We start from the raw sequence: 26,307 nt of genomic DNA, 5'->3' as shown, positions 1-26,307 counted from the left end.
GATTTCTCGAGAAATCGACGCCGACCGTAACCCCATCGGGGGCTTCCCGGCATCATCCCACCGGGGCGGGCGAAGCGGATGCCGTTCGCCGGTCGGCGCGGGATTCGGACCGTCGTTCGGTGGCGAGCAGCGATTCGAAGGCGTCGGCCTGCGCGGTCAGCAGCCGAACTCCGGCGAAGTTGACCGGGCTGTCCTCGGTGTACGAGGTGAGCACCTCCTCGCCGCTCCAGACCAGGTAGAGCACCCGCAGGTAGTGGCCGGTGCCGTTGGTGGCACGCCAGGCCCCGAACTCGGCGGTGTAGAGGCCGAACTCGAAGTCGCCGTGCGCGAGCTCGGCGACCGCCCAGTCACGCAGTTCCGCTCGCAGTGACTCGGGATCGCGGTTCGTGGTGTCCACTTCGAGGCTGGTGATCAGCGGGTCGTGGGCGCCGAAGGGTAGCGACGCTGGTCCGTGTTCGAGGGTGTAGCCGAAACGCACGGAAATCCTCTCCTCACCGGCTGGATAGACTGCCCGTGTTGGACGGACAGTGTGTGGTTGGTTACACACATAGAATAAACGGTCCTAGGTGATTCACCTAGGACCTGAACGGGTGATGTTGCGGGAGGTCACCGTATGGCTCAGTCGCGCGCCACTATCGAGCGACGGCAGCTCGGAGCAGAGCTACGCAGACTCCGAGAAGGCGCAGGCAAGAGCCAGAAAGAAGCAGCAGACGTCATCGAATGCGACGCGAGCCTCATCAGCAGACTGGAACGTGGACAGGCTTCACTGAAGATCATCGAGATCGAGTCGCTACTGGACTACTTCCACGCGCCGAGTGACTCACGTGAACAGATCAAAGGCCTGGCACAAACAGCTCGCCAACGCAAGCCTCGGAGGGTTTACTCAGATGGGCTTCCCGGAGCCTTCCGGCGTCTGTTGGATCATGAGCAGGACGCGACCGAGATATACTACGCCGACAGTGAGCTTATACCAGGACTACTGCAACACGAAGACTACATCAGGGCCATGATGCGCTCAGCTGAAGCGATCACGCCGAATGCTGACAGAGAAGACTCCGAAACTCACGTACGCTTCCGGCTGGAGCGCCAGGAACTCCTGGAGCGCACGAATCCACCACTCATATGGTTCGTAATCGGAGAAGCAGCCTTGCGGCGCCCCATAGGAAGCCAGCGGATCCTCCAATCTCAACTTGAGCATCTCCTGGCGATGGTCGAGCGACATCCACATGTGGTGGTTCAAGTCGTGCCCTTGAATGCCGTAGACCATCCCCTGCTCGGCGGTCCTATCGAGATACTCCGCTTCGGAGACACTGTTCCGGACATCGTCCATCAGCCGACATTCATCGGAGCTGGTGTCTACGTAGTCGAGCAGCGAGACATCGACGAATGTACGCGTGCCTTCGACAGGCTGCGAGCTATAGCTCTCGGACCACAGGAATCGCAGGATTTCATAGCCAGACATGTGAAGGAGCTCGGTCATGGTCACGGCTGAAAGGCACTCCCCGCGCTGGTTCGTCAGCAGCTACAGCGGTGGTAACAACAACAACTGCGTCGAGGTCCGCTTCACAAGCCAGGGCACCGAAGTGCGCGACACCAAGAACCGCACCGCAGAAACATTGAGCTTCACCCGTACCCACTGGACAGAGTTCCTGCGCACCCTGTTTGATCGCATCGCGTAGCCATAGGTATTTCGGATTCGCTCATCGGGACACCCCGACTACGGAAGGATTTTGATCATGAACGCTGAGCACTCCATCACCGATTGGTTCATCAGCAGCTACAGCGGACCCCGCAACAACAGCTGCGTCGAAGTCCGCTTCACCGGCCACAGCACCGAAGTGCGCGACACCAAGAACCGCGCGGCGGGAACACTCGCCTTCGAGCGCGGGCAGTGGAACTCCTTCGTGCGAACTCTGCCCGACAACATGGCGTGATCCCGAGCGGCCAGGTCATGCTTCGAAACGATCCCCATCAGGACCGTTCGAGGAGTTCGGGCATGTCCACGAAACCGACCGCTTCCGGCTGGTTCGTCAGCAGCTACAGCGGTGGCAACAACAACAACTGTGTCGAAGTCCGCTTCACCGGCCACGGCACCGAAGTGCGCGACACCAAGAACCGCGCGGCGGCAACACTCGCCTTCGGATCGCACCGGTGGAACGCCTTCCTGCGGGCGCTGCGCGGCTGATCAAGGGCAGGAGAACTCCGGCCGGGTCCGACACTCGGCCGGTCACGCCCGCGAAAATCCGAAAACGCCTGCTGGAACACCCACCGGTACGCTACGGTGCCGAATCGTGGCATCCCAGCGACAACAACCGAACGGTCCGAACTCAGCCGCCCCGGGGATCACTCCCGCCGTGTTCGACCTCGGCAAGCGGCTGCGCAGGAACGCGCTGGTAGGCGCGCTGGTTCTGGGACCGTTCGGGGTGCTCGTGCTGCTCGGGAGCATCACGAACAACGTGGACGGTCCGATGGCGGCACGCGTGTTCTCCGGGATCTTCGGCGCCGCGCTGGTGGCCGTGGCCGTGCTCATAGCGTTGCTGTGGCCGGTGATTTCCCGACCGCAGCAACTGGTGTTCGAACACACCGGCATCCGTTGGCACGACCCGCGCGGCCGACCCTTCACCATCCGCTGGCAGGAACTGGCCGGGGTCGAGGTGCACCGGAAATGGACACCCTCGAGGTTCGGCCGCTCCTCGGCACAGGTGCGTATGGACCTCTACCCCGCCGGGCACGACTTCCAGCGACGCCACCCGGAACTGGAACACCTCCTTCGAGGCGGGGAGACCCAAGCGCACTACCGGCTCTCGCTCGGACCGAACAAGACGGCCGCCACGATCGTCGACGAGGGGCTGCAACGCTTCCAACCACGGCTGCGGCAGGGGATCCGGGAGGAGAACCAGCACCCCTCGGCCAGGTGACTTCGGAGCGGAGTGCCGTTTCCCTTCGGCCCGCGTCAATTTCTCCCGAAATCGCCGCGCACTCGGGGGTACCGCGAAGCGGTCGAACTCGGCTCACACTCCCAGCTTGGCCCGCAGTGCGGACAGCTCCCGCTCGGTGAGTTCGATGTCGAGCTCACGCAGTCGCTTCCCCAGTTCGTGACCGGGAACAGGGGTCCGCTCCACCTCACCGGAAACGTGCTCCACCCGCAGCTCGTCGCCGATCAGCTTACGCGTTTTGCCCGGCTCCGGCCGCATCACTATGGGCTTGTCCACGAACGGCGAGTTCGGGTGGGTTGAGGTGTAGTGATGGCCCACCTCGTAGTCCACCGGGCTGCTGGGGAGCGGCTGGAAGGCGTGCAGCGATTCCCAACCGCGTTCGGTTTGGTGCTGCAGGTGCCAGAACGTGCCGTCGTGGCTCAGCCGGTGCGGGATGCCGTACTGCTCGACCTCGACACCGTCCCGCAACGGGATCGGGGTCGGGACGACGCCGAAACCGACATCTGCCAGGTAGTCGCCCTCCGCGAACGAGACGAGCAGCATCATGTGGCTGTAGGGACCGGGACGCAGCGGCTGCACCCGGGCCATGTGCCGGGAGACGGTGAATCCCAGACGTTCGAGCACGGCGGCGAACAGCAGGGCGTGTTCATAGCAGTAGCCGCCACGATTGCGGCCCACCAGCTTGTGCTGGATCTCCCGCAGCCCGACCCCGGGATGGCTGCCCAGCAGCACGTCGATGTTCTCGAACGGGATCGTGCGCACGTGCGCCTCGTGCAGGGCGTGCAACACCGCTACCGAGGGGATAGCGGGCTCGGGCTGTCCGATCCTGATCAGGTAGTCGTCCACCGACACGGTGGCGACGTCCCACTCGTCGATATCGAGATGTAGCGCTTCGATCGTCGTCATGTCATCGAAAGTCACACTTCGAGCGTGCTGGAAGTCAACGAGTTTCGCCGCCCGGGAAAACCGCTCCGCGCCGGAATAGCGGCGGACCGGTGTGACGTGCGCCAGAAGTTGTCGAACCGGAACGGCAACCGTGCCACTGTTGGGGGACAAGCATCCGTTACGAGCCCGTGGACCCGCAGTGCGGGCCGCGAGGAAGAGGATGAACATGTCCGAACAGAACACCCCGAGCGCCGCCGGGGTACACACCGCCACCGGCAACGCCGCCGGTGCCGAGACCTCGGCCCCCTACGGTGCTACCGCGCCGCGTCGCAGGACCCGCATCCACCACCTGCGCGAGTACAAACGTCGTGGCGAGGCGTGGGCGATGCTGACCTCCTACGACACCTACACCGCGCGGATCTTCGACCAGGCGGGCATCCCGGTGTTGCTGGTCGGTGACTCGGCGGCCAACACCGTGTACGGCTACGAGTCCTCGCTGCCCATCACGGTCGACGAGCTGCTGCCGTTGGTTCGGGCCGTGGCCGGGGCCGCCGAGCACTCGCTGGTGGTGGCCGACCTGCCGTTCGGTTCCTACCAGGCGTCGCCGGAGCAGGCGCTGCACACCGCCGTGATGTTCATGAAGGCCGGGGCGCACGCGGTCAAGCTGGAAGGCGGGCGGCGTTACGCCTCGCACGTGGAGGCGCTCGTCTCCGCCGGGATACCGGTGATGGGCCACCTCGGGTTCACCCCGCAGAGCGAGCACGGTCTCGGCGGTTACCGCGTGCAGGGGCGCGGCGACCAGGTGGAGAACCTGCTCGCCGACGCACGGGCACTGCAGGAGGCCGGGGCCTTCGCGGTGGTACTGGAGATGGTCTCCTCGGACGCCGCGAAGCGGGTCACCGGCGAGCTGGAGATTCCCACGGTGGGAATCGGGGCGGGCCCGGAGTGCGACGCCCAGGTGCTGGTGTGGACCGACATGGCCGGGCTCAACACCGGTCAGACCCCGCGCTTCGTCAAGCGCTACGCCGAGGTCGGGAACGAGCTGGCGCGGGCCGCGAGCGAGTTCGCCTCCGACGTGCGCAACGGGGAGTTCCCCACCTCCCAGCACAGCTTCGACTGATTCGAGAACCGCTCTCCCGGGCGAGAGGTGGTTGACCAGCCGGGACGCGAGTCGGCGCCTTCCCCGCACGGGGGCGACCATCGGGCGATCCCGGAGGTCGGTTCAGTCGGCGGGCGGGGTGCCCGTGCCGAACGGGCTCCCGCCCAGTGCCGCCCTGCCGTGCGGGGTTGTTGACTGTTCCCATCCCTGTGTAACTTTATGTAGGACAGTGTGATACTGTCCGTATTGAAGGAGTTCGGGGTGGTGAAAACCAAGCCGTGTCGAGGTCTTTCGAGTGTCCGCTACGGCGGCGTCCACGGAGAGTTGCGCCGGGACGGTAAACAAGCCCGCTGGAAACTCCGGTGAGACCAGCCCTGCTGGCATGGGGTATCGCCACGGGAAGACCGCACCTCCGGGTGCGGCCAAGGCCGCGTAGCAATACGACGGCTCAGGAACACTTTTACACGTTTCCTGAACGGTGTGCCACTCCGCCGACACGGGCCCGGCGGGCACGATCCCGTTGGGATCGATCGCCGGGTGGGTGCGGTAGTAGTGGTTCTTGATGTGCTCGAAGTTCACCGTCTCGCCGAAACCGGGCGTCTGGAACAGGTCGCGGGCGTAGGCCCACAGCACCGGCAGCTCGGTGAGCTTGTGCCGATTGCACTTGAAGTGCCCGTGGTAGACGGCGTCGAACCGCACCAGTGTGGTGAACAGCCTGATGTCGGCTTCGGTGATCGTCCCACCGACGAGGTAACGCTGCCGTTCGAGCCGTTCGGAGAGCTGGTCGAGCCGCCGGAACAGCGCGTCGAAGGCCCGCTCGTAGGCACGCTGTGACGTGGCGAAACCGCAGCGGTATACGCCGTTGTTGACGTCGCGGTAGACGAGCTGGTCGATCTCGTCGATCTCCGTACGCAGCTCCACCGGGTAGAGATCCGGGGCTCCGGGGCGGTGCAGCGCTTGCCACTCGGTCTCGAAGTCGAGGGTGAGCCGGTGGTAGTCGTTGCTGACGATCGTGCCGGACTCGACGTCGATCAGGGCTGGGACCGTGTAGCGCCCGCTGAACTCCGGATCGCTCGCCAGGTACGCCTCGGAGAGCAATCGGATGCCGGTAACCGGATCACGTCCCTCCGGGTCGAGCGTGAATCGCCAGCCGCGCTCGTCCCGGAGCGGATCGACGACGCCGAGCGTGATCGCGTGCTCCAGCCCCAGCAACCGTCGCACGATCAACGAGCGGTGCGCCCAGGGACAGGCCAGACTCACCACCAGGTGGTACCGCCCCGGCAGGGCGGTCCAACCCGACGACCCGTCCGCGGTCACCCGCTCGGTGAACCGGTTGCGCTGCCGCACCCACTCACCGGTGGTGGCCGTTTCTGCCGGGAATTCGGCGGCGCTCATGCTGTCTCCCGCTCTCGGCCCCGGGCGCTCGGCCCCTCGCGCTCGTCCGGTCGAACCGAGCCACACCGCCCGGGGCCTCGCTCGGCCCCGGGCGAGCGTGTTGAGCCGGGCCGAGCGCACGCCGCCGGACGCGTCCTCGCACGAGGCATTGTCGACCGGGTCCCGAGACGTCGCCAGTCGAGCGGGAAGCGGCGACGCGGGGACGGACGCGGCGAACCCGGTCACACGTCGGTGATGCGCACTCCCGCGTGCGCCTTGTAGCGCCGATTGATCGCGATGACGTTGGCGGTCAGCGCCTCCACCTGGTGCGCGTTGCGCAGCCTGCCGCCGTAGATGCCGCGCACGCCGGGGATGACGTCGGCCAGCGACCTGACGAGATCGGTGGCTTCCCGGTCGTCCCCGAGGACCAGCACGTCCAGGTCCACGTGCGAGACGTCGGTGTCGGCCAGTGTCACGGCCGAGACGTGGTGGAACGCGGCGGTGACCCTGGAGTCCGGCAGCAGCGCCTCCGCCTGCTGGGCCGCGCTGCCCTCCTCGACCGGCAGCGCGTAGGGCCCCTTCTTGTCGAAACCGAGCGGATTGACGCAGTCGATCACGATCTTGCCCGCCAGTTCCGAACGCAACTCGCGCAGCGTGTCGGCGTGCGCCTCCCACGGCAGCGCCGCCAGCACCACGTCGGCCTCGGCGGCGCAGTCGGAGTTGCTCCTTCCCTGCACCGAACCGCCGCTGGTGGTGGCGATCTCCTCGGCCGCCTCGGCGGCCCGGTCCGCCGACCTGGAACCGATCAACACCTTCAACCCCGCCTGGGCCCACCGGATGGCCAGCCCCTTGCCCTGCGCGCCGGTACCGCCCAGCACTCCGACGGTCAGTTCCCGAACGTCAACCACCATTACTCCTATCGACTCCGATCACGTGCCAGCACACTTTATTACCCGACGGTAACCAAAAGCGTCCCACCGGCACGGCGTGTTCGCGAACGCGGACGGAAGTTCGTCCGGCAACGGGCGGGCCGACTCGGAACGGGGCGATGCGAGGGTGCCACCCGGAATCAGCCGGAGGGAGCGTCGGCGAGTTCGAAAAGGACCTCGCGATGAGCCGAGTCGACGTCGACGAGCCGTACGGAAACCCGCTGACCGCGAACCAGTTCGGCACCGCGGCAACGCGCTATCACCGGCGGCTCGGGCACGAACACCTCGCCCGTACCCGCCTCGCCGTCGGTGCGCAGCACGGTCGCCGTGAAGACCTCACCGAGCCGATCCGCGAGTTCCCACGCCTGCACCTGCGCGATGCACGCCCGTTCCACGCGCGAGGCCAGCCGGTCGGAATTTCCCATCGCCGAGGGAAGCTCCACGATGCCCTCCCGAACCCATTCCGGCACGGGCCGTCCGGCGACCACGGCGAGACAGATCTCGGTGCACAATCTGTCCACCAGCCGTCGCAGCGGAGCCGTGACGTGCGCGTAGGCGGCACCGATCCCCGCGTGACCGACCACAGCCGGTTTCCCGTCCCGAAAGGCGGTGTATCCCGCGCCGCGCAGCAGTCGGGTCCCAGCCACGTGCAGGGCCAACGACTCCGGACGCGACGGTTCCAGAGCCGACAGGAACTCCGCGGGTGACTGCTCCGGAGGCCAGTACACCCCGAGACGTTCCGCCGAACGCCGCAGCCCCAGCACGGCCTCCTCATCGGGGTCGGGCACCGTGCGCAGCACCCCCACCCCGGCCGCGAGCATGATCTCGGCAGCGCACATGCCGGTGAGCAGGGAGATCTCGGCGTTGAACGCCTCGAGCCACATCCGGGGACGCAGACCCAGTCGCCAGCCGGAACTGTCCGAGAACTCCACCCGTTGTTCCGGGAGTCCGAGCTCGATCGCCCCACGGTGCGTCGTCTGCTCCCTACGCAGCAGGCCGACTTCCGGTAACAGCTCCACCGCCGGGTGCGGTTCGCCCGCCTCGAAGGACCGCAGCAGCCCCCGGTAGTCCAGCGCCGCCACGGAACGGACCACGGCGCGGCGAACGTCGACTCTTATCGGGGCACCGTGGCTGTCGAGATCGACGGTCCAGAGCACGGCCGGTCTGACCTGCTCGGGCAGCAGGCTGGCCGCTCCCTCGGAAAGCAACGGCGGGTGCAGCGGAATATTGCCGTCCGGCAGGTAGAGGGTCTGGCCACGGCGGAACGTCTCCCGGTCCAACGCGCCGCCAGGGGCAACGAAGGCGGCCGTGTCGGCGATCGCGTAGTGCACCCGGAAACCGCGGCGCCCCCGCCGCCGCAGCAGCACTGCCTGGTCGAGATCCTTGGAGCCCTCGGGATCGACGGTCACCAGCGGCAAACCCGTCGCGTCGGTGCGTTCGGCGGAAGACAGCGGCTCGGCCACGGCCTGCTCCGCCTCCGCCAGGGCGGCGGTAGGGAACTCGCCGGGCAGACCGAACTCGCGGCGGATACCGGCGAAAGCCGTCCCGACAGGAACCACGGCCTCTTCAGGGGCCACTTCCCCGGCGTCCGGGTTCTCCGATTCTGCAGCAGCGGCGGAATCGATCCGCTGGGAGGTCCGCGCCGCTGCCATCGGTACTCAGCGCTCCTCGGCCCCTGGGCGCCCCTCGGCCCCTGGCTGCTGTTCCCAACGCAGATCGGCCTCGTCCGCCGCTTCGGTGCGCTGCCTTGCCAGTTCCAGCGCGTGTTCGGCCGAAGCGCGATCAGGATATGGACCGAGACGGTTGAGCGAACGGCACACTTCACCCGGCGCTTCGACTCGTCGGTGCTTCAAGCAGAAGAACCAGCTGTTCGGGTCCATGACACGAGCCTGGCACGCCGGAACAGGAATGTCACGTTCACGACGCCGAGCGCGGCCGACGACACCCGCCCGGCGGATCAGGTGCTTCCCCGGGAACCTCCGTGTCGGCGCGGGATGGGGTCCAGGCAGGGCACGAGGACGCGCTGCTGTTCCGGATGCTCGATCGGCACGCCGTCCCGGGAGCGGTACTCCAGTTCGCCGGTGTCGTCGACCTCCATGGTGTATCCGATCTCGGCCAGTTGCTCCTCGTCCAGGTCGACCAGTCGCTCGTACCTGGTGGGTACGACGCGGTAGACCGGCCATTTCAGATGTCCGAACGCCTGGTGGAACTCGGCCAGCAACTCCCGCATGTGCCGCTGCCAGGGCAGCGGCATGGACTCGGCCAGCGAACGCGGCAGCACGGCATAGGCCTGATCGACGCCGTGGTGCTCTTCGGAGAGGTAGTCCCCCAGCGGAGTGCTGGAAGCGGGCGGACCGTTGGGCCGTGGAATCGGGTCGGGGGTGAACATGCTGTTCCTCCTGGAGCGTGCGGCGAACCGTTTCGGTCACCGTTCGACCGACCTGGACATTCTCGGCGCGATCGCGTCCGAGTGCCCGTCTCACCTGCCGGTGCTGTCGTTCGGGGATCGCTCACGACAGTTCACCGCGACCTGGAAAGCGTGGGCCGCACCGCCGTCGGCAACAGCTCGCCGCCGTCCCAGAGCTTGGCGATCTGGACTTCCTCGCCGGGCTGCGGAGCGTGCAGCACCTTGCTGTCACCGAGGTAGAGCGCCACGTGGTGCACGTCGGTCGACTGTCGCCCGGTTCCCCAGAACACCAGGTCCCCGGCCCTCGCCTGGGACAGTTCCACCTTGGCTCCGCCACTGTCGTACTGGTCCTGCGAGACCCGCGGGATCTGCACCCCTGCGGCGGCGTACGCCTGCTGCGTCAGACCGGAGCAGTCGAACGTGTCCGGCCCCTCGGCCGCCCACTCGTAGGGGGCGCCGAGCTGCCGCTTGGCGTAGTCGATCGCCTCGCGGACCAGGGAACCGGTGTTCGGCATCTCGTCGCAGCCGCTCAGCGCGGCGACGTCACCCTGGTTGCTGACCAGGTGTGCCGCCATGGCCTCGGCCTCGTGGTAGCGGTCGGGAAACGCCGAACGCTCCACCGCCTGTGCCGCGGCACCGGGCCGCATCCGCTTCCAGCCCTCGACGTCGAGCAGTACGTCGTAGAACTTGTTGATCGCGTACCCGAGATCGGTCACCTGCCGCGGGGTCCCCCAGTTCATCGAGGGCCGCATCTGGAACACGCCCAACGAATCGGCGTGCCCGTAGTCGAGATTGCGCAGGTTCGACTCCGTCTTGCCCGCCTGGATAGCGATCTGCCAGGCGCGCGGCGGCAACTCGCGCTGCTTGCCGATCTCGATGATCCGAGTGGCTATCCTGCGCTGTTCGCGTTCGAGCCGGGCGGCCATGCGCTGCCCGCGCTGGGCGGAGTTTCCCGAGGTCGCCAACGCGGTGCTGCAACCCGACCAGGTGGAGTTGCCGCCGCCTCCTCCCATGCCGGCCAGCAGGCCGGTGACGGCACCGACACCGATCAGCCCCCCGAAACCGGTGAGCAGCACCAGGACAACAGCGATCTTGCGCATATCAGTCCACCCTGTCGTAACCGGCAACGCGCCAGCCCTGCTCCGCCCGGACCACGTGCAACCGCAGCGTGGGCCCGTCAGTGGGCGCCAGTACCCGCATGGAGTTCTTCGTCGACTGTTGGGTTCGCAACTCGCCCGTCAGTTCGGTGGCGGGCACGTTGGCGGGTTCGACGGTCTCCAGCACACCGATGAACTCGGGGGTGGTGTGGGGCCGCAACCGGTCGAGCCACTGCTGCCGCTGCTCACCGGTGGAGTGACGCACCCAGTTCGTCACCCAGGAACGCGCCACGTCGATGCCCGCCGGATCGGGCGCGGTGGACTCCACCGTGACGGTGGGCACGGAGATCGTCGGCGGAGCTCCACCGAGCTCCTCCCGGCCGGTGCTCTCGTCGGAGCCCTCGGAGGCACTCTCCCGCGTGCCGTTGTCGACGGTGTAGTCGACGGAATCGCCGTCGGTGCGAGGCGCGGCGCCACCCCGCGAGGAGATCTCGGGGAGCAGCAGCCCGACGACGCTGACCAGCGCGACCAGCAGCACCAACGCCATGATCAGGTGTTTGGGGGAACGCAGCGGCCAGCCCCATAACCTGCGGTATACGGCGGCACGGCCGCGGTGTGTTCTGATCGGCATCAGGATCGACCCTCTCGAAACGATGCGTCACTCATCGGAGACCTCCAACCCACGCGAGGGGCGATAGACCACATTGACCGGTCGCCCCCGGACGAACTCGTTGTCGGGCCGCCGATCCGTGTCCGTCGACATGCTCCGCACCGAACCGCTGCCGCCGACCCGTGAGGGAACCACCACCGGATCCTGGTCACGTTCGTTCCACGATCCGTCGCTGATCGGAGAGGTGTCCACCATGCGGCTGCTCTCGCCACCGGCCCCGGCAGCGGGTAGCGCTCCCGTCGCCCGTTGCGTCGCCCCCGGGCGCTGCTGTCCACCACCGGAGTTGTCCTCGGCCGAAGTGCCACCCGCGCGTGCGGCCGGGATCGCCGCCCCGGGCACGGCACCCTCCTGACCGCCGTCGCGCCGCGAGGCGGGTCGATCCATGCGTTCGGAGGTCGCCGTCACCGGAGGCTCCACGGACTCGGGACGACCGCGTCCGGAGCGGCTGCCGCCCGACGGGGAGGAGTCCTCCTCACCCCCGGAGGCACGCACCCGGTCCCAGAAGTCGTCCTGCGCGCCACTCTGCTGCCCGTCGGAGCGCCCCCCGCGCGATCGGGAGAACAACGAGGGAGGACTGGGCAACGCCCCGCCCGCGAAACCGGCCGAGAGCTGGACCATCTGCCCCATCCGACGGATCGGTTTGCCGATCATCAGGAAGATGAGGGTCAGCAGCCCGGCCAGGGCTATCTGGGTCAGCAGGGCGAATCCGCTCTGGGGAGCGAAGATCAGGTTCAGCACCACGGTGTGCACACCCGCCATCGCCGAGATGACCACCACGTTGAGCAGCGCGGAACCCGCGATACGGCCGACACCGCGCAACACGTCGTGGTGCAGTATCGCGATGAGACCGATGAGCGGCCCCGTCAGGATCAGCACGCGCAGCAGCAACTGGGCCAGCAGGATGGCGGCCTTGGCCAGTAGTTGGAACGTGGTGTAGGCGAGCGCCTGGAGCAGGCTCAGCATGCCCGCACCGATCCTGCTGCCGTCCACGCCCTGGAGGTAGCCGTAGGCCCCGCCCATCCGGGAGGCGACGTCCTCGAACTGCTGCTGCTTCTCCTGCGCGGAACCGTCGGCGGCGCCGGACAGCACCTCCCGTTTGGTCCAGGCCTGCGCGTCGAGCAGCTCCATGCCCAGTTCCTCGGCCTTGGCCGAGTCGGGATCACCGAACTCGCCGCGTAACCATCCTCGGTAGACCACCTGGTCGTGCAGCAGGGTGGGCAGACCGTCCCGCTCGTCGACGCCGACCTCGCGCAGAAAGCCGCCCTGCACAGCGGAGGTGCCGGTGATCACGACGTCGTCCAGCGCCTGGGTGTAGACCAGCGGGGTCAGATAGGTCGCGCTGGCAAGCCACAGTCCCGCGAGCGCCCAGGTTGTCCGCTTTCCGATGCTGGCGAGGTCACCCCGCCAGATGTAGCGGAACAGCAGCACGGCGAGTATCACCGCGACCACCCCGAACCAGGGGGTGAACACGCTGTCGTACAGCGCCACGGTGGCCTCGGCGATCATGTCGTCCAGCGGTTCCATGAGATCGCCGGACAGCAGCGAGTAGTGCAGCGCGTTGGTCACGCCCACCAGGTTCTTGGCGACGTTGAACAGCTGGTTGCCGATCCAGGTGTCGACCATCGCGTTGGGGTTGCTGACCCCCTGCGGCCCGCAACCGAGGTCGTAGGTGTGCCAGACCTGCCCGGCGTAGCCGTACTTGTCGTAGGCGCTGCCACTCTGTCCCACGCCGATGGGCGCCGGGTCCAGCGCGCCGACCATGCCGGTGCCGGGACGTCCCGGTGTCGGGGGTTCGGTGCAGTCCAACGGCTGCGCGTGGGCGGGAGCGCCGGCCAGGGCCTGCAGTCCCAGCAGCGCGATCACGATCGTCAACGCACCGCGACGGCCACGGCGGGGAACCGGGAAGCGACCGGAACCGCGTCCCGCACGTCGGAGTCCGGCGACCACCGCCGTGGTCGCCACCGCCAGGATCAACAGCAACCACACGATCAGGTAACACCTCGTGCTCGGTCCCCGCCCCGGTAACCGTTACTGCTCCCGGGCTCCTCGTCGGACTCGGTCTGATGGTCGTCGCGCCCCACCCCGGCAGCGGTGAGCTCCCACTCGGCGAAGTCCTCCAGCAGCTCCTCGCTCTCCTCCGAGACCGGTTCTTCCTCGGAGTCGGCACCGCCGATCTCGGCGATCGAGTCGGAGTTCGGCGTCAGCGCATCGTTGCCACCCGAGGTGTTCTCCTCGGACTCCTCCGCCACCGGCGTGGTGTCCAGCGAGTCGCGCAGGTGCTGCAGGTGCGGACCGCTGAAGTCGATCCTGATGCGTTCCACGCCGCCGTCGCCGTCACCGAAGATGAACTGCCGCGGCGAACGGTCCCGTTCGGTGCTGTTGCGCGACGGTCCGGGGCGGCGCCCCAGCGCGGAGACGACCTGTTCGTAACCCGCGTCGACCGGAACCTTCAGCAGTCGCAGCGCGTCGGACTGGGCCTGCTCGTCGTCGAGCCTGCCGATGAACACCGAGTCCAACAGCGACACGAAACCCTGGATGCGCAGGAAGTCGTCGGGGATCTGGCTGGACAGCAGCACACGCACGTTCCACTTCCGGGAGTCACGGGCGAAGCGGTTCATCAGCACCCGTCCGGTGGGAACCTCGGACAGGAAGAACGCCTCGTCGATCCAGACTCCCTTGCGTTCCTCCTTCGGACGCTCGTAGACGGTGCGTTGGGTCAGCCACGCGGCCAGGTTGAGCAGTTGGACCCCCAGGGCCTCGCTGTCGGTCCAGTGCTCGCGGCCGACGCCGTCCTTGGGAAGGGTCAACCCGGCCATGGTGAGCACGGTCAGCCGGTCCTCCCTGCGCTGCGAGTAGGGATCGGCGTCGGCTTCCGGGATCAGCAACGACATGCGTTCGCGGACCTCGTCGAGGAAGTCCGCGACCACCACGGCGTGCTCGTGGTGCTCACTGGCATCCCTGCGCAGCGCCTCGAACACCATACCTGGGTGCGCGTCGGGCCTACCGCCGACGGCCCGGACCGCGCGCAGCAGCACGATGCGGGTCTGCGGCATCCGGGCGACGTCGTAGGGCAGCAGGCCGGTGAGCACGTCGAGCACCAGTCGGCGTCTGGTGGCCGCGGCCAGCGCGCGTTCCCGCCGCCAGCTGCGCTCCGGGTCCTCCTCGTCCACGAAGTGCTCCAGCTCGGGCTCGGCGACGACCCGGTACGGATTGAGGATGCCCGGTTGCGCGTTGAGCAGGTTGATCGGACGCGCGTAGGGCCGCAGTTCGGGCAGTTCGCACAGCTCGGCCAGCGGACCGGACGGGTCCAGCAACGTCCAGTACGCCCCGGCACGCAGCGTCTTGTACACCAAACCGCCGCCGAGGAAGGACTTGCCGCCGCCGAGACCGGCGACCATGGCGGTCAGCCCGGAGGCGTCGCGCACCTCCTGCGCCATCCACGGGTCCCAGGCCACCGGGCGCCGCGTGGCGGTGCAGGTCTCGCCCAGCAGCACTCCCCTGCGGTCCCCCACCTCGGCGGTGGCCTGCGGCACCGAGGAGGCGGCCCACACCACGGAGCCGCGACGCATGTAGGCCCCCGAGGCGAGCGGCTCACCGGGGATGAACTCCCGCGCCATGGCGTACTGGGCCTCGGGGTGCTCAATCGCCACCTTGGGTTTGTAGAGATCGAGCAACTGCTGGGCGAGCCGCAGCGCGTCACGCTCGGTCGGCCCGGAAACCGACATGCGCCACCAGGAACGCACCCGGGTGGCCAACGCGGTGAAGCCGGAGGTCATCTCGTCGTCGATCTCCAGCACCCTGCCCGCCTGCCGGGAGAGCGAGGTGGGCGGTTCCAGGCCGTGTTCCTCGGTGTAGTGGCGCACTTGGGAGCGCACCTTGTTCATCTGGCGCTGCAGCTCCCCACCGACGTCCTCCGGTCGACGGACGTAGATGCGGGCGGACCACTCGACCGGAGCGGGCAGCCGGTCGGAGTGCTGCAGCCAGGGATCGTCCACTTCGGGGATCTGCAGTCCGTGCGTCTGGCCGAGGGTCAGCACCGCCACCTGTCTGCTCACACCGGCGTTGGAGCCGGTGCGCCCCCGGACGGTGACCGTGGGGGCGTAGGGCTCCTGGTGCATGTCGGCGGCGTCGGTGAAGGAGGCCAGGTCCTCGGGTTGCCAGTCGCTGCTCGGAGTCGCGGGCAGGTTGCGCGGGGCCGGCAGCCCGAGCGAGCACGAGCGGTGCATCAACCAGGAGACTTCCTCGGCGGTGACCGGTCTGCCGTCCAGCCCCGCCGAGCCGATCACCTGATCCAGGTGTTCGATCTCGCTGTCCAGGGCGACCAGTTCGGCGTCGACGGCCTCCGGGAACACTCGACGCAGCAACGGCGCGGCTCGCTCGACCGCGCGGTCGACCACGTTGCGGGTCTGGACCTGCACCCCCAGGTAGACCTCCTTCTCGGCCATCGAGCGTCCCATGAGCTGCTGCTGTTCCCCGACCATGTAGTCGTCGAAGCTCAACGCACCCGCTACATCGGGCATCGGGTTGTGCGCGTTACGTACGTGCGCCTCGGCCCACATCCGGATCGGATAGGGCCGGTTCGTCACGCGCAGGTGCAGCCAACGTCCCTGCAACTCGGCGTACTGCCCGGCGATGGCGGCGATGAGGTCCTGCCGCTGCGAATCGGACCTGAACGACCAGCGCTGCGGGGAGAGCCGGTACCAGGCGAACACGTCCTGGCCGGTACGCAGCAGGTGACCGTCGATGGAGCGGGCCGCTATCGACGGCGTGTAGCTGGGCAGGGACTGTTCCCCGGAAGGTTTGCGGTCCTTGCCCTTGCCCCGCCGTCCGGTCTTCGACGCCTTCTGCGGCGCGGCACGGTACTGCTGTCCCGAGGCCCGCTTGGAATCGTTCTCACGACCTCGCCCGCGACCGAACACCGCGAACCTCCTTGCTACGCACACGACTGTTGGGGGCACTGGCTCGTCCGGCGGAACCGGACCGATCACGCGGCGGCCGGACCTCGCGCCCGGACCGGGGGGCCTCGCCCTGCCGAACGGGTCGGGCGGGCGCGGACCCGGCGGAGGCCCGGTTCCGGCGGGCGGCTCGTTTCCCACGTCCGGACTGTTTGGACCGCGCGGGGCGAGGACGTTGTGGACTGACCCGCACGGCTGCGGCGCTCGCGGCTCCTCCCCTGCCCTTCAGGGAACGGCGCGGCGCAGTCAGTTCACGCAACCACATCACCATCACGGCGCTCAGCGGTCGTTCGTGACTGATTCGGGAGCAGATCAGCCGAGTCAGCGCGATCGTGATGACCACGGCCCACGCCGTGGAGAAGAAACCGAAGCCGATGTTCATCCGACGTTCCGCGGCGAGCACCAGCAGAAAGACCAGGATCCCCACGCCCCAGGCGACGTAGCGGGCACGCCACGGGAAGGTCGCTTTCGGAGGGCCCAGCCAAACGGCATCCACCCGGTAGATGTCGTCGTCGGTACGTACCTGCATATCCTTGCCACCTGCCCATCGGACCGAGCTCTCGGTCGTTACCCACCGCTGGTGCTGAACAGGCCGGCTATGAAGGTTCCGATGTCCACACCGGTACCGCTGACCGCGAGTCCGATGATCGCCAGTGCGACGAAGACGCCGCCGACGCGGCGCATCACACCCGCGTTGTCGCCCTTGCCGCCACCCAGCCACAGCAGCAGCAGTGCCACGGTCAACAGCAGCAGCGGGAGCAGATTGTTGAGAATCCATGCCCGGATGCCGTCGGTGTTCAGATCCGTCTGGGCGAGCACCGTGACCGGCGACCTCGTCATGACGAACACTGCGATCGGGTCCAGGGCTGCTAGTGGCACGGCGGTCATTGTTACCTCTGTGTACGAGCGGTTGTCGGCTTTTTTCGACAAACCGGGGGATGCCCGGCACGCGGTATCGAGTAGAACATGGCACGTGTCCCGGAAGTAGTGGTAGCGCCCACCGGGTGTGGCGTCGAACGTGTCACTCTTACAGCATGCCCGCCGACCCTGAAAACCACTCGTACGGCGCAATTTCGTGTCGCACGATCCGGCGGGGATTCACCCGTTCGTCCACGCCGAGCCGTGTTCCGTCCCGAGTGGAAGGTTCGACAGTGGCCAACCGAGGACCATCCTTTCGTGACTGGCGGAACTCCGACAACGGCCCCGGTGATCACTCGGCGCTCACACCGATGATGCCGGATCTCACATCACACTTCCGTGAAGCCAGTGTCGATCATCGTCGCACGTGGTCCCCGCTCGATTGACAGCGGCGGAGAACGAGCACGATTCACCGAATCCCGGAATTACCGACGAGCAGAAACCCGCGCATCGCGAAACGCCGGTCCGTCAGCAGTCGCATGGCGTGTCGCCAATCGGCGAGGTCGACCCGCTCGTCGGCGAGCACGCGGTTCCGGAGCTGGGTGAAATTGGCCCGGATCAGCTCACATCCGGGCGAACCACCCCGCCACACCTCGGCGGTCGCCGTGGAATCGATCCGGCGTAGTTCCGTCCGACACAGCTCGCCGTAGAGGTGTCGTCCCCAGTGTATGTCGACCCCCACGGCGGACATGGCGTCCAGATAGGACCACAACACGCGGTCGAAGACCTCAGCGTCCACCTCGGTGGGAGCGCAAACGGCTCCCGCGCCCTCGACGTCGAAGTCCTCGAGCAGCAGAACCCCACCGGGCTTGAGCGCTCCCGCGAGGTGCCGCAGGAGTTCGCGTCGTCCTTCGAGCAGGATCAGCAGCAACCTGCCGTGCACCAGGTCGTAACCGCCCTCGGCGAGTCGGTCCACGGTGAGGTCGTGCTCGACGACTCGCAGGTTCCTCGCGGACACGTGCCGCAACCCACGGAGATCCACATCGGTGGCGACGACTTCGCCGCGCCGACCGACCCTGCCCGCCAACCACACGGCCAGCGAACCGCTCCCGGCTCCCACGTCGAGACACCGCCAGCCCTCCCGTACACCGCAGTCGAGCAACCGTCGGACGCTGATGTGGTCGAAGGCCCTGTCCAAGGCACCGAGATGGGCCGCGGTGAGCCGGTCGTCCGAGGCGAAGACATACCCTGCTGCCAAGCCGATCTCCCAATTTCACGGGCGGGACTGGATTCCGCTGCCCGGGTTGGTCGCCGCCCCCTACGGGAGACGGCGGCAAGCGGCAGCGGTACGTCGTCGATCCACCCTTCGCGAAGGCGGATCGACTAAACGTTTCGCCTGCTCTCGCTCCGGGTGGCTCGACATCGACTGGTTACCACGCCACCTCGGCTCCTCATCCCGTAAAACCGGCGCGTTGGAACCAACGAGTGATCGGACCGCGATCGAGATCGGTGTAAGGACTCTTCGCCGGAGCACCGGAAGCACCGGCGGAATACCAAGCAACGGGCGTTCGGCCCGGAAGAAACACTGCCAGGGGGAGGGGGCGGTGCGGGAACACCGCCCGGGGAAAGCGGACGAGTCGACCTGTAAGCCGGATCCTGTACGCGGAGAACACCCGAGGCGTTCCCGCGTGGCGACCATCCATCTAGGCCCGCCGTTACCGACGAGCTCCAGCGGTCTACCCGCGAGTCTCGGACGGGCCGCCCTCGAACACTCGCGCAGACACCGACAACGGTGCCCTCTTGACCTTGCTCCGGGTGGGGTTTACCGAGCCGTCCCCGTCACCGGGGACGCTGGTGGTCTCTTACACCACCCTTTCACCCTTACCCGACCGAACGGTACGGCCGGGCGGTTCACTTTCTGTGGCACTTTCCCGAGGGTCACCCCTGGTTGCCGTTAGCAACCACCCTGCCCTGTGGAGTCCGGACTTTCCTCGACGGGGCCGAACCCCGTCGCGGCCGCCCGGTCGACTCGTCCACGTTCTCATTCTAGTAGGAGTCGCTCGCCCCGTTCGCCCCAGGTGTCCGATTGGCGGAACCTCCCGTCCGCCCTCGCTCGCGAGTGGTGGCGAGGGCGAGCGGCACCCGCCACATCGGGTGCCGCTCGCGGGGGCGGAGGCGGGAGGACCCCGGCGGACCGACGACTCCGCCGACCGCCGGTCGGCCCGGTCGTTCAGGCCCGCGACGACACGGTGGTGCGATCCATGTCCTCGAGTGTCCGTCCCTTGGTTTCGGGTATCCACTTGATCACGAACCACACCGACACGGCCGCGAACGCGGTGTACCCGAGGTAGGTCATCGACAGGCTGATGTCGGACAGCGGCGGGAAAGTGGCGGTGACGAGGAAGTTGGCCAACCACTGGGCGGCCGCGGCGACCGCCAGCGCCGGGGCGCGGAACCGGTTCGGGAACATCTCACCCAGCAGTACCCACACGACCGGACCCCACGAGATGGCGAAGAAGAACACGAAAACGTGCGCGGCGACCAGCGCCATCGGCCCGTACGGGTTGGCCAGGTTCGGTTCGCCGTCCACGGTGTTCGCGTGGCTGAAGGCGAACGTCGCCAGCCCCAGCATGATCGTCATGCCCACCGAACCGGTCAGCAGCAACGGGCGTCTTCCGACCCTGTCGAGCAGCAGCAGGGCGATGACGGTTCCCAGCACGTTGAAGATCTGGGTGGACAGGCTCAGCAGCAGTGAGCTGGACTCGTCGATACCGACCGACTGCCACAGCGCCGACGAGTAGTAGAAGATGACGTTGATCCCGCCGAACTGCTGTAACACGGACAGGACGATGCCGATCCAGACGATCGGCAGCAGCCCGGAGCGCACGCTACGCAGATCCCGCACCCGGGGCCGGTGGTCGTTCACCACGGAATCCCGGATCTCGGTGAGCCGTTCGTCGACGTCGCCCTCCTCGGTGGTGTCCAGGACCTGTCGAGCACGGTCGAAGTGACCCCGTGTGACCAGGTAGCGCGGTGATTCCGGGATGGTGAACGCCAGCGCCCCGTAGAGAACCGCGGGAACCGCCTCCACCGCCAACATCCACTGCCAGGCGTCGAGCCCCAGCAGTGGCTCCGCGGCGCCCCCGGCCGCACCCGCGATGGCCCAGTTGACCACCTGGGAGATCGCGATGCCGAGCACGATGGCCAGTTGTTGCAGGGTGCCGAGCCGTCCCCTGCGCCGGGCCGGGGCGATCTCGGCGATGTAGGCCGGTGCGATCACCGAGGCCATACCGACCGCGACGCCGCCGACGAGCCGCCAGAACGTGAAGTCCCAGACGGTGAACGGCAGGGCGGAACCGATCGCACTCAGCAGGAAAAGCACGGCGGCGGTGCGCATCGTGACCAGTCGGCCGTACCGGTCGGCGAGCGTTCCGGCGTTCCAGGCACCGAGGGCCGACCCGATCAGAGCCATGGCGACGGCCAGCCCGGTGACGACCGAACCGACTCCGAAGGCTTCCCGAATCGAGGTGACGGCTCCGTTGATCACGGCGGTGTCGTAACCGAAGAGAAACCCGCCGAGCGCCGCCACCGAGGCGAAGTGGGCTGTGCGCAGTGGGCGGGCGTGAGATCCGGCACCCGAGGTGCCGGTGGTGGAATGGAAGGACATCTATGCTCCATTGCACTCAAGGGGAAGTGTGACCCAGCAATGGTTGGTAAGGATCGTATCCTTACTAATGCGTGTCAATACGGTGAACGACTGTTACTCCAGGTTCCGATCGATCACCGAGAGCTACAGCGCTCGCGGCCGGTGGTGCTCCGCGAGCCGTACGAGGAGGTTTTCGCGGCATGGCCGACCCACGGACGGTCCGGCAGCTGAACCGACAGCACATGATCGAGCTGTTCAGCGACGGCCAAGCGCGCTCACGCGCGGCTGTGGCCCGCACGACCGGTCTGACCAAGCCCTCGGTGTCCTCGATCATCGACTCGCTGCTCGAGGAGGAACTGCTCATCCCGGCCGGAGTCGGTGAGGCGGCCGTCGCGGGCGGTCGCAGGCCGAACCTCGTGGTCTTCAACCCGGACGCGCGTGCCTACGTGGGTGTTCACCTCGGGGTGCGCGACAGTTCGGTGGCCGTGGCCGACGCACTCGGCAGGACGCTGGCGCAGGCCTCGGCTCCCAGCTCGGTCGGTGACGCGGCGACAGGTGTGAACCGGCTGGATCCACTCGTCCGGGAAGCGGCGGAACGAGCTGGGGTTCCCGTCGAACGCATCTCCTCCGTCGGGGTGTCGGTCTCCGGGCTGGTCGACCACCGCAGCGGACGCTGCCTGCTGGCCCCGAACCTGGATTGGCACGACGTGCCGCTTCGGGAGTGGGTCGAGGAGCTGTTCGGCGTCCCGGCGGTGATCTACAACGAGGCACACGCCGGAGCCTTGGCGGAACAACGCTTCGGCTGGGGCGACGGTGTCGCCAACTTCGTCCGGATCATGGTCGACACGGGCATCGGCGCGGGTGTGGTGCTGGACTCGCGGTTGTTCTCGGGAGCCGCCGGAATCGGCGGCGAGATCGGGCACTGCCGCGTGGAGGACAACGGTCGGCAGTGCGCCTGCGGCAACTCGGGATGCCTGGAGAGCGTGGCCTCACGACCCGCGATTCTGCGGTCGGTTCGTGAGGCCGCCGAGGCCGGAACCCCGACCGCGCTCGCGCCCGACTGCGACATCGACGCCGTGCTCGACGCCGCCGAGAGCGGCGACGCCGGGGCGGTGGCAGCGCTGCGGCGTGCGGGTACCGCGCTGGGGCACGGGATCGCCTACCTCCGCAACGTGCTGAACCCGGACCTGGTCGTCATCGGAGGTGCGGTGACCGGGGCGGGCGAGGTGCTGCGGCATCCGATGGAGCAGGCGGTGCGGTGCTCCTCGCTACCGCACTCCGCCTGCCGCCTGGTGACGAGCTCGCTGCGCGATGCCGAGCTCGACGGCGCCGTGCTGTTGGCACACGAACAGCTCGCCCTCTGATCGGCGCCCGGAACATTCAGATTCCACGGAGGTGTGAAGTGTCGTTGACCAACCGAACCGAGGCGTTCCCGTCGGGGTAGAACTCGGCCACCGACAGCGATGCCAGATCGAGGTGGAGCCGGTAGAACAGTTCCGGGCCGGCCCCCAGCGCCATGCGTAACAGCGCCTTGATGGGGGTGACGTGGGTGACGAGCACGATCGTTCGTCCCGCGTAATCCCGCAGCAGCCGGCTCCGCACCTCGTCGATCCGCTCGAAGACCGCGTTCATACTCTCGCCGTCCGGTGGTGTCACCGCGGGATCACCGAGCCAGCTGCGATGCAGCTCGGGATACCGCTGTGCCGCCTCCGTGAAGGTCAGTCCCTCCCAGGCACCGAAGTCGGTCTCCACCAACCCCTCGTGCGGCACCAGCTGTCCGCCGATGGCCGTGGCCACCACCTCGGCGGTACCACGAGCCCGCCTCAGCGGCGAGGAAAGCACCGGGACCGCTCCCTCCCCGGGAACGAGCTCGTCCATCGTCAGCAGTCGCCCGGCAGCGGCCCGCGCCTGTCGCCTCCCAAGCTCGGTGAGCGGCACGTCCCCGCGCCCGGAATAGCGCTTGTCCACCGACATGGGGGACTGCCCGTGCCGCAGCAGCAACAACCGTGTCGGGGCTCCCACGGCACCGCTCCAGCTGGCGACCCCACTCGGTGCGGAATCGGTCCCGGCCGTTCCAGTCACCGCGGCCGTTCCGGTCACCGTGGCCGGCTCGGTCGGTTCGGCCGGCACCGCCGCCCCGGTGGGCACCGTCGATCCGGCCTCGGCCACCGAGTCCGCGCCGTCACCCTGCCGGTCCATGGCCTCGTTGGCGAGCCGGTCGGCGTGCTTGTTGCGCTCCCGTGGAATCCACTCGAACCGCGCGGAGGTGAACCGGGACACGAGGCGCCGGGCCTCGGCGGCCAACGGTTGCAACGCCGGGTTCTTGACCCGCCACCTGCCCGACATCTGCTCGACGACGAGTTTGGAGTCCAGCCTGATCTCGGCCTCCGCCGCACCGAGCTCCAGGGCCGCGTTCAGCCCGGCGATCATGCCGCGGTACTCGGCGACGTTGTTGGTCGTCTCCCCCAGCCCGTCGGAACGTTCGACCAACACACGTCCGTCCGCGGCGTCGCGAACCACCGCTCCGTAGCCCGCCGCGCCCGGATTACCGCGCGACCCGCCATCGGCCTCGACGATCACCCGTGTGCTCACTGACCCGACTCCTTGGTACGCACCATGATCGCGCCGCACTCCTCACAGCGCACCACGTCGTCCGCCGCGGCCTCCCGCACCGAGGCGAGCGCCGCCCGGTCCAGTTCGAGACGGCAGGCGCCGCACCTGTTCCCCTGCAGATATCCGGCACCCGAACCACGCTGCTGCCTGATCCGTTCGTAGAGGTCCAGAAGCTGCTGCGGTATGTCCGCGACCAGCGACTCCCGTTCGGCCAGTCGCTTGGCCTCGTCACTTTCCAGGTCGGCCAACGCCTCGTCACGAGCGTGCCGCGCGTCCTCCAGCTCGGACTCCGCGGTGTTGACCTCCTGCTGGGCGTGCGAAACGTCGGCCTCCTGGGCCTCGCGGCGCTCCATGACCTCCAGCATGTCGTCCTCCAGCGCGGCCTCGCGCCTGCTGAGGGTGCTCATCTCGTGCTGCAGGTCCTCCAGCTGCTTGGAGGAGCCGGTGGAATCCATCATCTGGCGGTCGCGCTGTTGCCTCGACCGCACCTGATCGACCTCGTTCTCCAGCCGCTCGACCTCGCTGCGCAGATCGTCGAGTGTGGTCCGCGCTGCCACCAACGCGTCCTGCTTGGTCCGCACCTCGCGCTCGGCGGCGCCGATCCGTTCCAGCTCCGGAAGCGACCGCCTGCGGTGGTTGATGCGGTTGAGCTCGGCATCGACGTTGGCGACTTCGAGCAACCTGCGTTGTGCGGCGGGATCGGCTTTCACTCGGGCTTCCTCCCAGTATCGGTGTCCGTGGCGTGCGCGTGCACCGTCCATGGATCGGTGCGGCACGCGGAGACGAGGACTTCGACAGTATCGGGCAACGCCGCGCCGAGGACATCGGCTGCCTGCTCGCACCAGGGCCACTCACTGGCCCAGTGCGCGACGTCGACGAGGTTGGGAACACGCGTGTCCGGCACATCGGCACGCGAGAGGTGTTCGGCCGCCGGGTGGTGCCGCAGATCCGCGGTGACGTAGGCGTCCACTCCGGCCTCGACGGCGGCATCCAGATTCGAGTCACCGGAACCGCCGCACACGGCGACCCTTCGCACGGTACGGTGCGGATCACCCGCCCCGCGCACCCCCCACGAGGTCACGGGCAACGCGTCGGCGACCCGGTGCACGAATCGTTCGAACGGTTCGGGCTCGGGCAGGGTTCCCAACCTGCCCAGCCCGGTTTCGGCCCCCTCCCGGTGCGGACTGAGCGGACCGGTGACGGTCAGTCCGAGCCGCGCGGCGAGCGCATCGGAAACGCCGGGGCTGGCCGTGTCGGCGTTGGTGTGGGCGCAGTACAGCCCGATCCCGGCACGGATCAGCCGGTGCAGCAGGCGGCCCTTGGGATCGTCGGCAGGAAGGGCGTGCACCCCGCGCAGCAGCAGCGGATGGTGCGAGACGAGCAGCTGGGCGCCCTGCTCGACGGCGGCGTCGACGGTCTCCTCGACCGGATCGACGCAGCACAGCACACGATCCACGGTCGCATCGGGATCGCCGCAGACCAACCCCACCGCATCCCACGACTCGGCGTAACTCGGCGGGTAGGCGGCTTCGAGTACGTCGAGCACATCCCTGATCCGTGTGGTCATCGAGTCGCTTCCCGTGTCGTGGATCGATTTTCGGTAACGGTGGCAACCGGCTCCTCGTCGGTGCGTTCCCGCTCCGGCGAGGCCGGTGGCACGACGACTTCCCGCAACGCGGAGACCAGTCGGGCGTTCTCCGCGTCACCACGCACGGCCACCCGGATGTGGTCCTCGTCGAGTCCGGGGAAGGTGTCGGCCCGGCGTACCGCGATGCCGTGTTGCCGCAGCCCCGCGCGTACCGAGGGACCGTTCGGCACCCGCAACAGCAGGAATGGGGCCGCTGCCGGCAGGGCGACGTGAATTCCCGGGATGTCGGCGAGCTCGGCCGCCAGTTCGTCACGGCACCGGGCGAGCAGCTCCGCCGCGCGTCGCGACTCGGCGACGGCCTCGGGTTCACAGCACGCCAACAGGGCTTCCAACCCGAGCGTGCTCACCGGCCAGTGCGGGCGGCGGTGCGTCAACCGCCGCAGCAGTTCCGGCTCTCCCAGCGCGTATCCGACCCGCAGCCCGGGCAGTCCCCACATCTTGGTCAGCGAACGCAGCACGAGCAGTCCGGGGATCCGTTCGGCGGCCAACGATTCCGGCTCGTCGACCACCGCGTCGGCGAAGGCCTCGTCCACGACCAGGACCCGTCCGGGACGAGCCAGCGAGCGCAGGGTCTCGGCGGGGTGCAGCACCGAGGTCGGATTCGTGGGGTTGCCCAGCACCACCAGGTCGACCCGCTCGGGCACGGCCTCCGGCCGGAGTCGGTATCCGTCGGCCGGATCGAGCGGCACGCGGGTGACGTCGACGCCACCGTCGCGCAGCGCCAGTTCGGGCTCGGTGAACGAGGGATGCACCACAGCGGCCAGCTCCGGGCGCAGGGTTGGCAACAACGCGAATCCCTCCGCCGCCCCGGCCAGGGGCAGCACTTCCTCGGGAGAACGGTCGTGCCGTCGAGCCACCGCGCACCGGGCCGCGAGGTCGTCCTCGGCGGACGGATAACCGCCCAGCCTGTCCAACGCGGCGATCAGCCGATCGCGCAACCACTCCGGGGGTTGTCGCAGCCGGACGTTGACCGCGAAGTCGAGCAGCTCGCCAGCGGCGTCCACATCTCCGTGATGGCGCAGCATCTCCCTGTCGTCCCGGCGAGTCATCCCCGGCAGTCTAGCTACCGCGCGGGTCGAGCCGGACAGCGCCGGTGGTGCCGCCGGAACCACCGGATACCGGAACTCGGGGGGCGTCGGAAAGCGTCACGAGGAAGAACCCGACGCTCGGGCGATGCCGTTCGACGGGAC

25 protein-coding genes, 1 other RNA gene and 1 pseudogene are annotated in these 26,307 nt (G+C 68.0%); 7 read left to right on the top strand and 20 right to left on the bottom strand.

Going from position 1 to position 26,307, the window contains the following annotated elements; all coding sequences use genetic code 11:
- Positions 1-52 precede the first annotated feature (52 nt).
- Positions 53-478 (bottom strand): hypothetical protein, encoded by a 426-nt coding sequence (locus J2S53_RS00655; protein ID WP_456239309.1) that lies wholly within the window; start codon positions 476-478, stop codon positions 53-55.
- Between the two features lie 135 nt (positions 479-613).
- Here J2S53_RS00655 and J2S53_RS00650 point away from each other — a divergent pair, with 135 nt between their 5' ends.
- From J2S53_RS00650 to J2S53_RS00630, 5 genes are all read left to right on the top strand, one after another.
- On the top strand, positions 614-1,492 hold the full coding sequence (locus J2S53_RS00650) for a helix-turn-helix domain-containing protein (RefSeq protein ID WP_456239308.1): 879 nt from the start codon (positions 614-616) through the stop codon (positions 1,490-1,492).
- Positions 1,479-1,679, top strand: coding sequence for a DUF397 domain-containing protein (locus tag J2S53_RS00645; RefSeq protein ID WP_456239307.1), 201 nt, complete (start codon positions 1,479-1,481; stop codon positions 1,677-1,679). The genes J2S53_RS00650 and J2S53_RS00645 overlap by 14 nt, the downstream gene beginning before the upstream one ends.
- Positions 1,680-1,736: 57 nt before the next feature.
- Positions 1,737-1,934 carry a DUF397 domain-containing protein gene (locus J2S53_RS00640; protein WP_092929132.1) on the top strand — a complete coding sequence of 66 codons (198 nt, stop codon included), beginning with the start codon at positions 1,737-1,739 and terminating at the stop codon, positions 1,932-1,934.
- A 62-nt stretch (positions 1,935-1,996) separates the two neighbouring features.
- Positions 1,997-2,185, top strand: a complete 189-nt coding sequence (locus J2S53_RS00635; RefSeq protein ID WP_456239306.1) for a DUF397 domain-containing protein — start codon at positions 1,997-1,999, stop codon at positions 2,183-2,185.
- A gap of 106 nt (positions 2,186-2,291) precedes the next feature.
- On the top strand, positions 2,292-2,918 hold the full coding sequence (locus J2S53_RS00630) for a hypothetical protein (protein WP_456239305.1): 627 nt from the start codon (positions 2,292-2,294) through the stop codon (positions 2,916-2,918).
- A gap of 93 nt (positions 2,919-3,011) precedes the next feature.
- Here J2S53_RS00630 and J2S53_RS00625 read toward each other — a convergent pair whose 3' ends face one another.
- A complete protein-coding gene (locus tag J2S53_RS00625; protein WP_456239304.1) occupies positions 3,012-3,842 on the bottom strand; it encodes an arylamine N-acetyltransferase family protein in 831 nt (276 codons plus the stop codon).
- Between the two features lie 205 nt (positions 3,843-4,047).
- Here J2S53_RS00625 and panB point away from each other — a divergent pair, with 205 nt between their 5' ends.
- Positions 4,048-4,941, top strand: coding sequence for a 3-methyl-2-oxobutanoate hydroxymethyltransferase (gene panB, locus J2S53_RS00620; RefSeq protein WP_456239303.1), 894 nt, complete (start codon positions 4,048-4,050; stop codon positions 4,939-4,941).
- A 456-nt stretch (positions 4,942-5,397) separates the two neighbouring features.
- Here the strand turns inward: panB and J2S53_RS00615 are convergent.
- The 14 genes and pseudogenes from J2S53_RS00615 to J2S53_RS00550 form a co-directional block, all read right to left on the bottom strand.
- A pseudogene (locus tag J2S53_RS00615) lies at positions 5,398-6,315 on the bottom strand (glutathione S-transferase family protein); the annotation flags it as partial.
- 221 nt (positions 6,316-6,536) lie between these two features.
- The gene (gene npdG, locus J2S53_RS00610) at positions 6,537-7,202 is read right to left on the bottom strand and encodes an NADPH-dependent F420 reductase (RefSeq protein WP_456242661.1); all 666 of its coding nucleotides are present in this window, start codon (positions 7,200-7,202) and stop codon (positions 6,537-6,539) included.
- Positions 7,203-7,363: 161 nt separating this feature from the next.
- Positions 7,364-8,875: an RNB domain-containing ribonuclease gene (locus tag J2S53_RS00605; protein ID WP_456239302.1), complete on the bottom strand. Its 1,512-nt coding sequence runs from the start codon at positions 8,873-8,875 to the stop codon at positions 7,364-7,366.
- Between the two features lie 6 nt (positions 8,876-8,881).
- Positions 8,882-9,103: a hypothetical protein gene (locus J2S53_RS00600; protein ID WP_456239301.1), complete on the bottom strand. Its 222-nt coding sequence runs from the start codon at positions 9,101-9,103 to the stop codon at positions 8,882-8,884.
- 77 nt (positions 9,104-9,180) lie between these two features.
- A complete protein-coding gene (locus tag J2S53_RS00595) occupies positions 9,181-9,612 on the bottom strand; it encodes a hypothetical protein (RefSeq protein ID WP_456239300.1) in 432 nt (143 codons plus the stop codon).
- Positions 9,613-9,743: 131 nt separating this feature from the next.
- Positions 9,744-10,730 (bottom strand): C40 family peptidase, encoded by a 987-nt coding sequence (locus J2S53_RS00590; protein ID WP_456239299.1) that lies wholly within the window; start codon positions 10,728-10,730, stop codon positions 9,744-9,746.
- Position 10,731: 1 nt separating this feature from the next.
- Complete coding sequence (locus J2S53_RS00585; protein WP_456239298.1) at positions 10,732-11,358, bottom strand: hypothetical protein; 627 nt, start codon at positions 11,356-11,358, stop codon at positions 10,732-10,734.
- 27 nt (positions 11,359-11,385) lie between these two features.
- Positions 11,386-13,383, bottom strand: a complete 1,998-nt coding sequence (locus J2S53_RS00580) for a hypothetical protein (RefSeq protein ID WP_456239297.1) — start codon at positions 13,381-13,383, stop codon at positions 11,386-11,388.
- Positions 13,384-13,385: 2 nt separating this feature from the next.
- Complete coding sequence (locus tag J2S53_RS00575; protein ID WP_092975263.1) at positions 13,386-16,316, bottom strand: ATP-binding protein; 2,931 nt, start codon at positions 16,314-16,316, stop codon at positions 13,386-13,388.
- Positions 16,291-16,881, bottom strand: a complete 591-nt coding sequence (locus J2S53_RS00570) for a hypothetical protein (RefSeq protein ID WP_092975266.1) — start codon at positions 16,879-16,881, stop codon at positions 16,291-16,293. The genes J2S53_RS00575 and J2S53_RS00570 overlap by 26 nt, the downstream gene beginning before the upstream one ends.
- 38 nt (positions 16,882-16,919) lie before the next feature.
- On the bottom strand, positions 16,920-17,192 hold the full coding sequence (locus J2S53_RS00565) for a hypothetical protein (RefSeq protein WP_092929349.1): 273 nt from the start codon (positions 17,190-17,192) through the stop codon (positions 16,920-16,922).
- Positions 17,193-17,679: 487 nt separating this feature from the next.
- Positions 17,680-18,468 (bottom strand): class I SAM-dependent methyltransferase, encoded by a 789-nt coding sequence (locus J2S53_RS00560; RefSeq protein WP_456239296.1) that lies wholly within the window; start codon positions 18,466-18,468, stop codon positions 17,680-17,682.
- A 371-nt stretch (positions 18,469-18,839) separates the two neighbouring features.
- Positions 18,840-19,242: RNase P RNA component class A (rnpB, locus tag J2S53_RS00555), an RNA gene on the bottom strand.
- 198 nt (positions 19,243-19,440) lie between these two features.
- Positions 19,441-20,877, bottom strand: a complete 1,437-nt coding sequence (locus tag J2S53_RS00550) for a sugar porter family MFS transporter (protein ID WP_130466749.1) — start codon at positions 20,875-20,877, stop codon at positions 19,441-19,443.
- 179 nt (positions 20,878-21,056) lie between these two features.
- Between J2S53_RS00550 and J2S53_RS00545 the strand changes: the two genes are divergently transcribed.
- Positions 21,057-22,220, top strand: a complete 1,164-nt coding sequence (locus J2S53_RS00545) for an ROK family protein (protein ID WP_456239295.1) — start codon at positions 21,057-21,059, stop codon at positions 22,218-22,220.
- A 16-nt stretch (positions 22,221-22,236) separates the two neighbouring features.
- Here J2S53_RS00545 and J2S53_RS00540 read toward each other — a convergent pair whose 3' ends face one another.
- The 4 genes from J2S53_RS00540 to cobC are packed head-to-tail and all read right to left on the bottom strand — an operon-like array spanning position 22,237 to position 26,166.
- Positions 22,237-23,448 carry a bifunctional RNase H/acid phosphatase gene (locus tag J2S53_RS00540; protein WP_456239294.1) on the bottom strand — a complete coding sequence of 404 codons (1,212 nt, stop codon included), beginning with the start codon at positions 23,446-23,448 and terminating at the stop codon, positions 22,237-22,239.
- Complete coding sequence (locus J2S53_RS00535; protein ID WP_092975284.1) at positions 23,445-24,179, bottom strand: zinc ribbon domain-containing protein; 735 nt, start codon at positions 24,177-24,179, stop codon at positions 23,445-23,447. Before J2S53_RS00535 ends, J2S53_RS00540 begins: the two co-directional genes overlap by 4 nt.
- The gene (locus tag J2S53_RS00530) at positions 24,176-25,036 is read right to left on the bottom strand and encodes a Nif3-like dinuclear metal center hexameric protein (RefSeq protein ID WP_456239293.1); all 861 of its coding nucleotides are present in this window, start codon (positions 25,034-25,036) and stop codon (positions 24,176-24,178) included. The genes J2S53_RS00535 and J2S53_RS00530 overlap by 4 nt, the downstream gene beginning before the upstream one ends.
- Positions 25,033-26,166 carry an Rv2231c family pyridoxal phosphate-dependent protein CobC gene (cobC, locus tag J2S53_RS00525; RefSeq protein ID WP_456239292.1) on the bottom strand — a complete coding sequence of 378 codons (1,134 nt, stop codon included), beginning with the start codon at positions 26,164-26,166 and terminating at the stop codon, positions 25,033-25,035. Before cobC ends, J2S53_RS00530 begins: the two co-directional genes overlap by 4 nt.
- Between the last annotated feature and the right edge of the window lie 141 nt (positions 26,167-26,307).

It is taken from the genome of Actinopolyspora lacussalsi, assembly GCA_030803735.1.
GTDB lineage: Bacteria > Actinomycetota > Actinomycetes > Mycobacteriales > Pseudonocardiaceae > Actinopolyspora > Actinopolyspora lacussalsi.
Note: the sequence above shows the minus strand (reverse complement) of the source record. Positions and strands in the feature narration are given on the sequence as shown.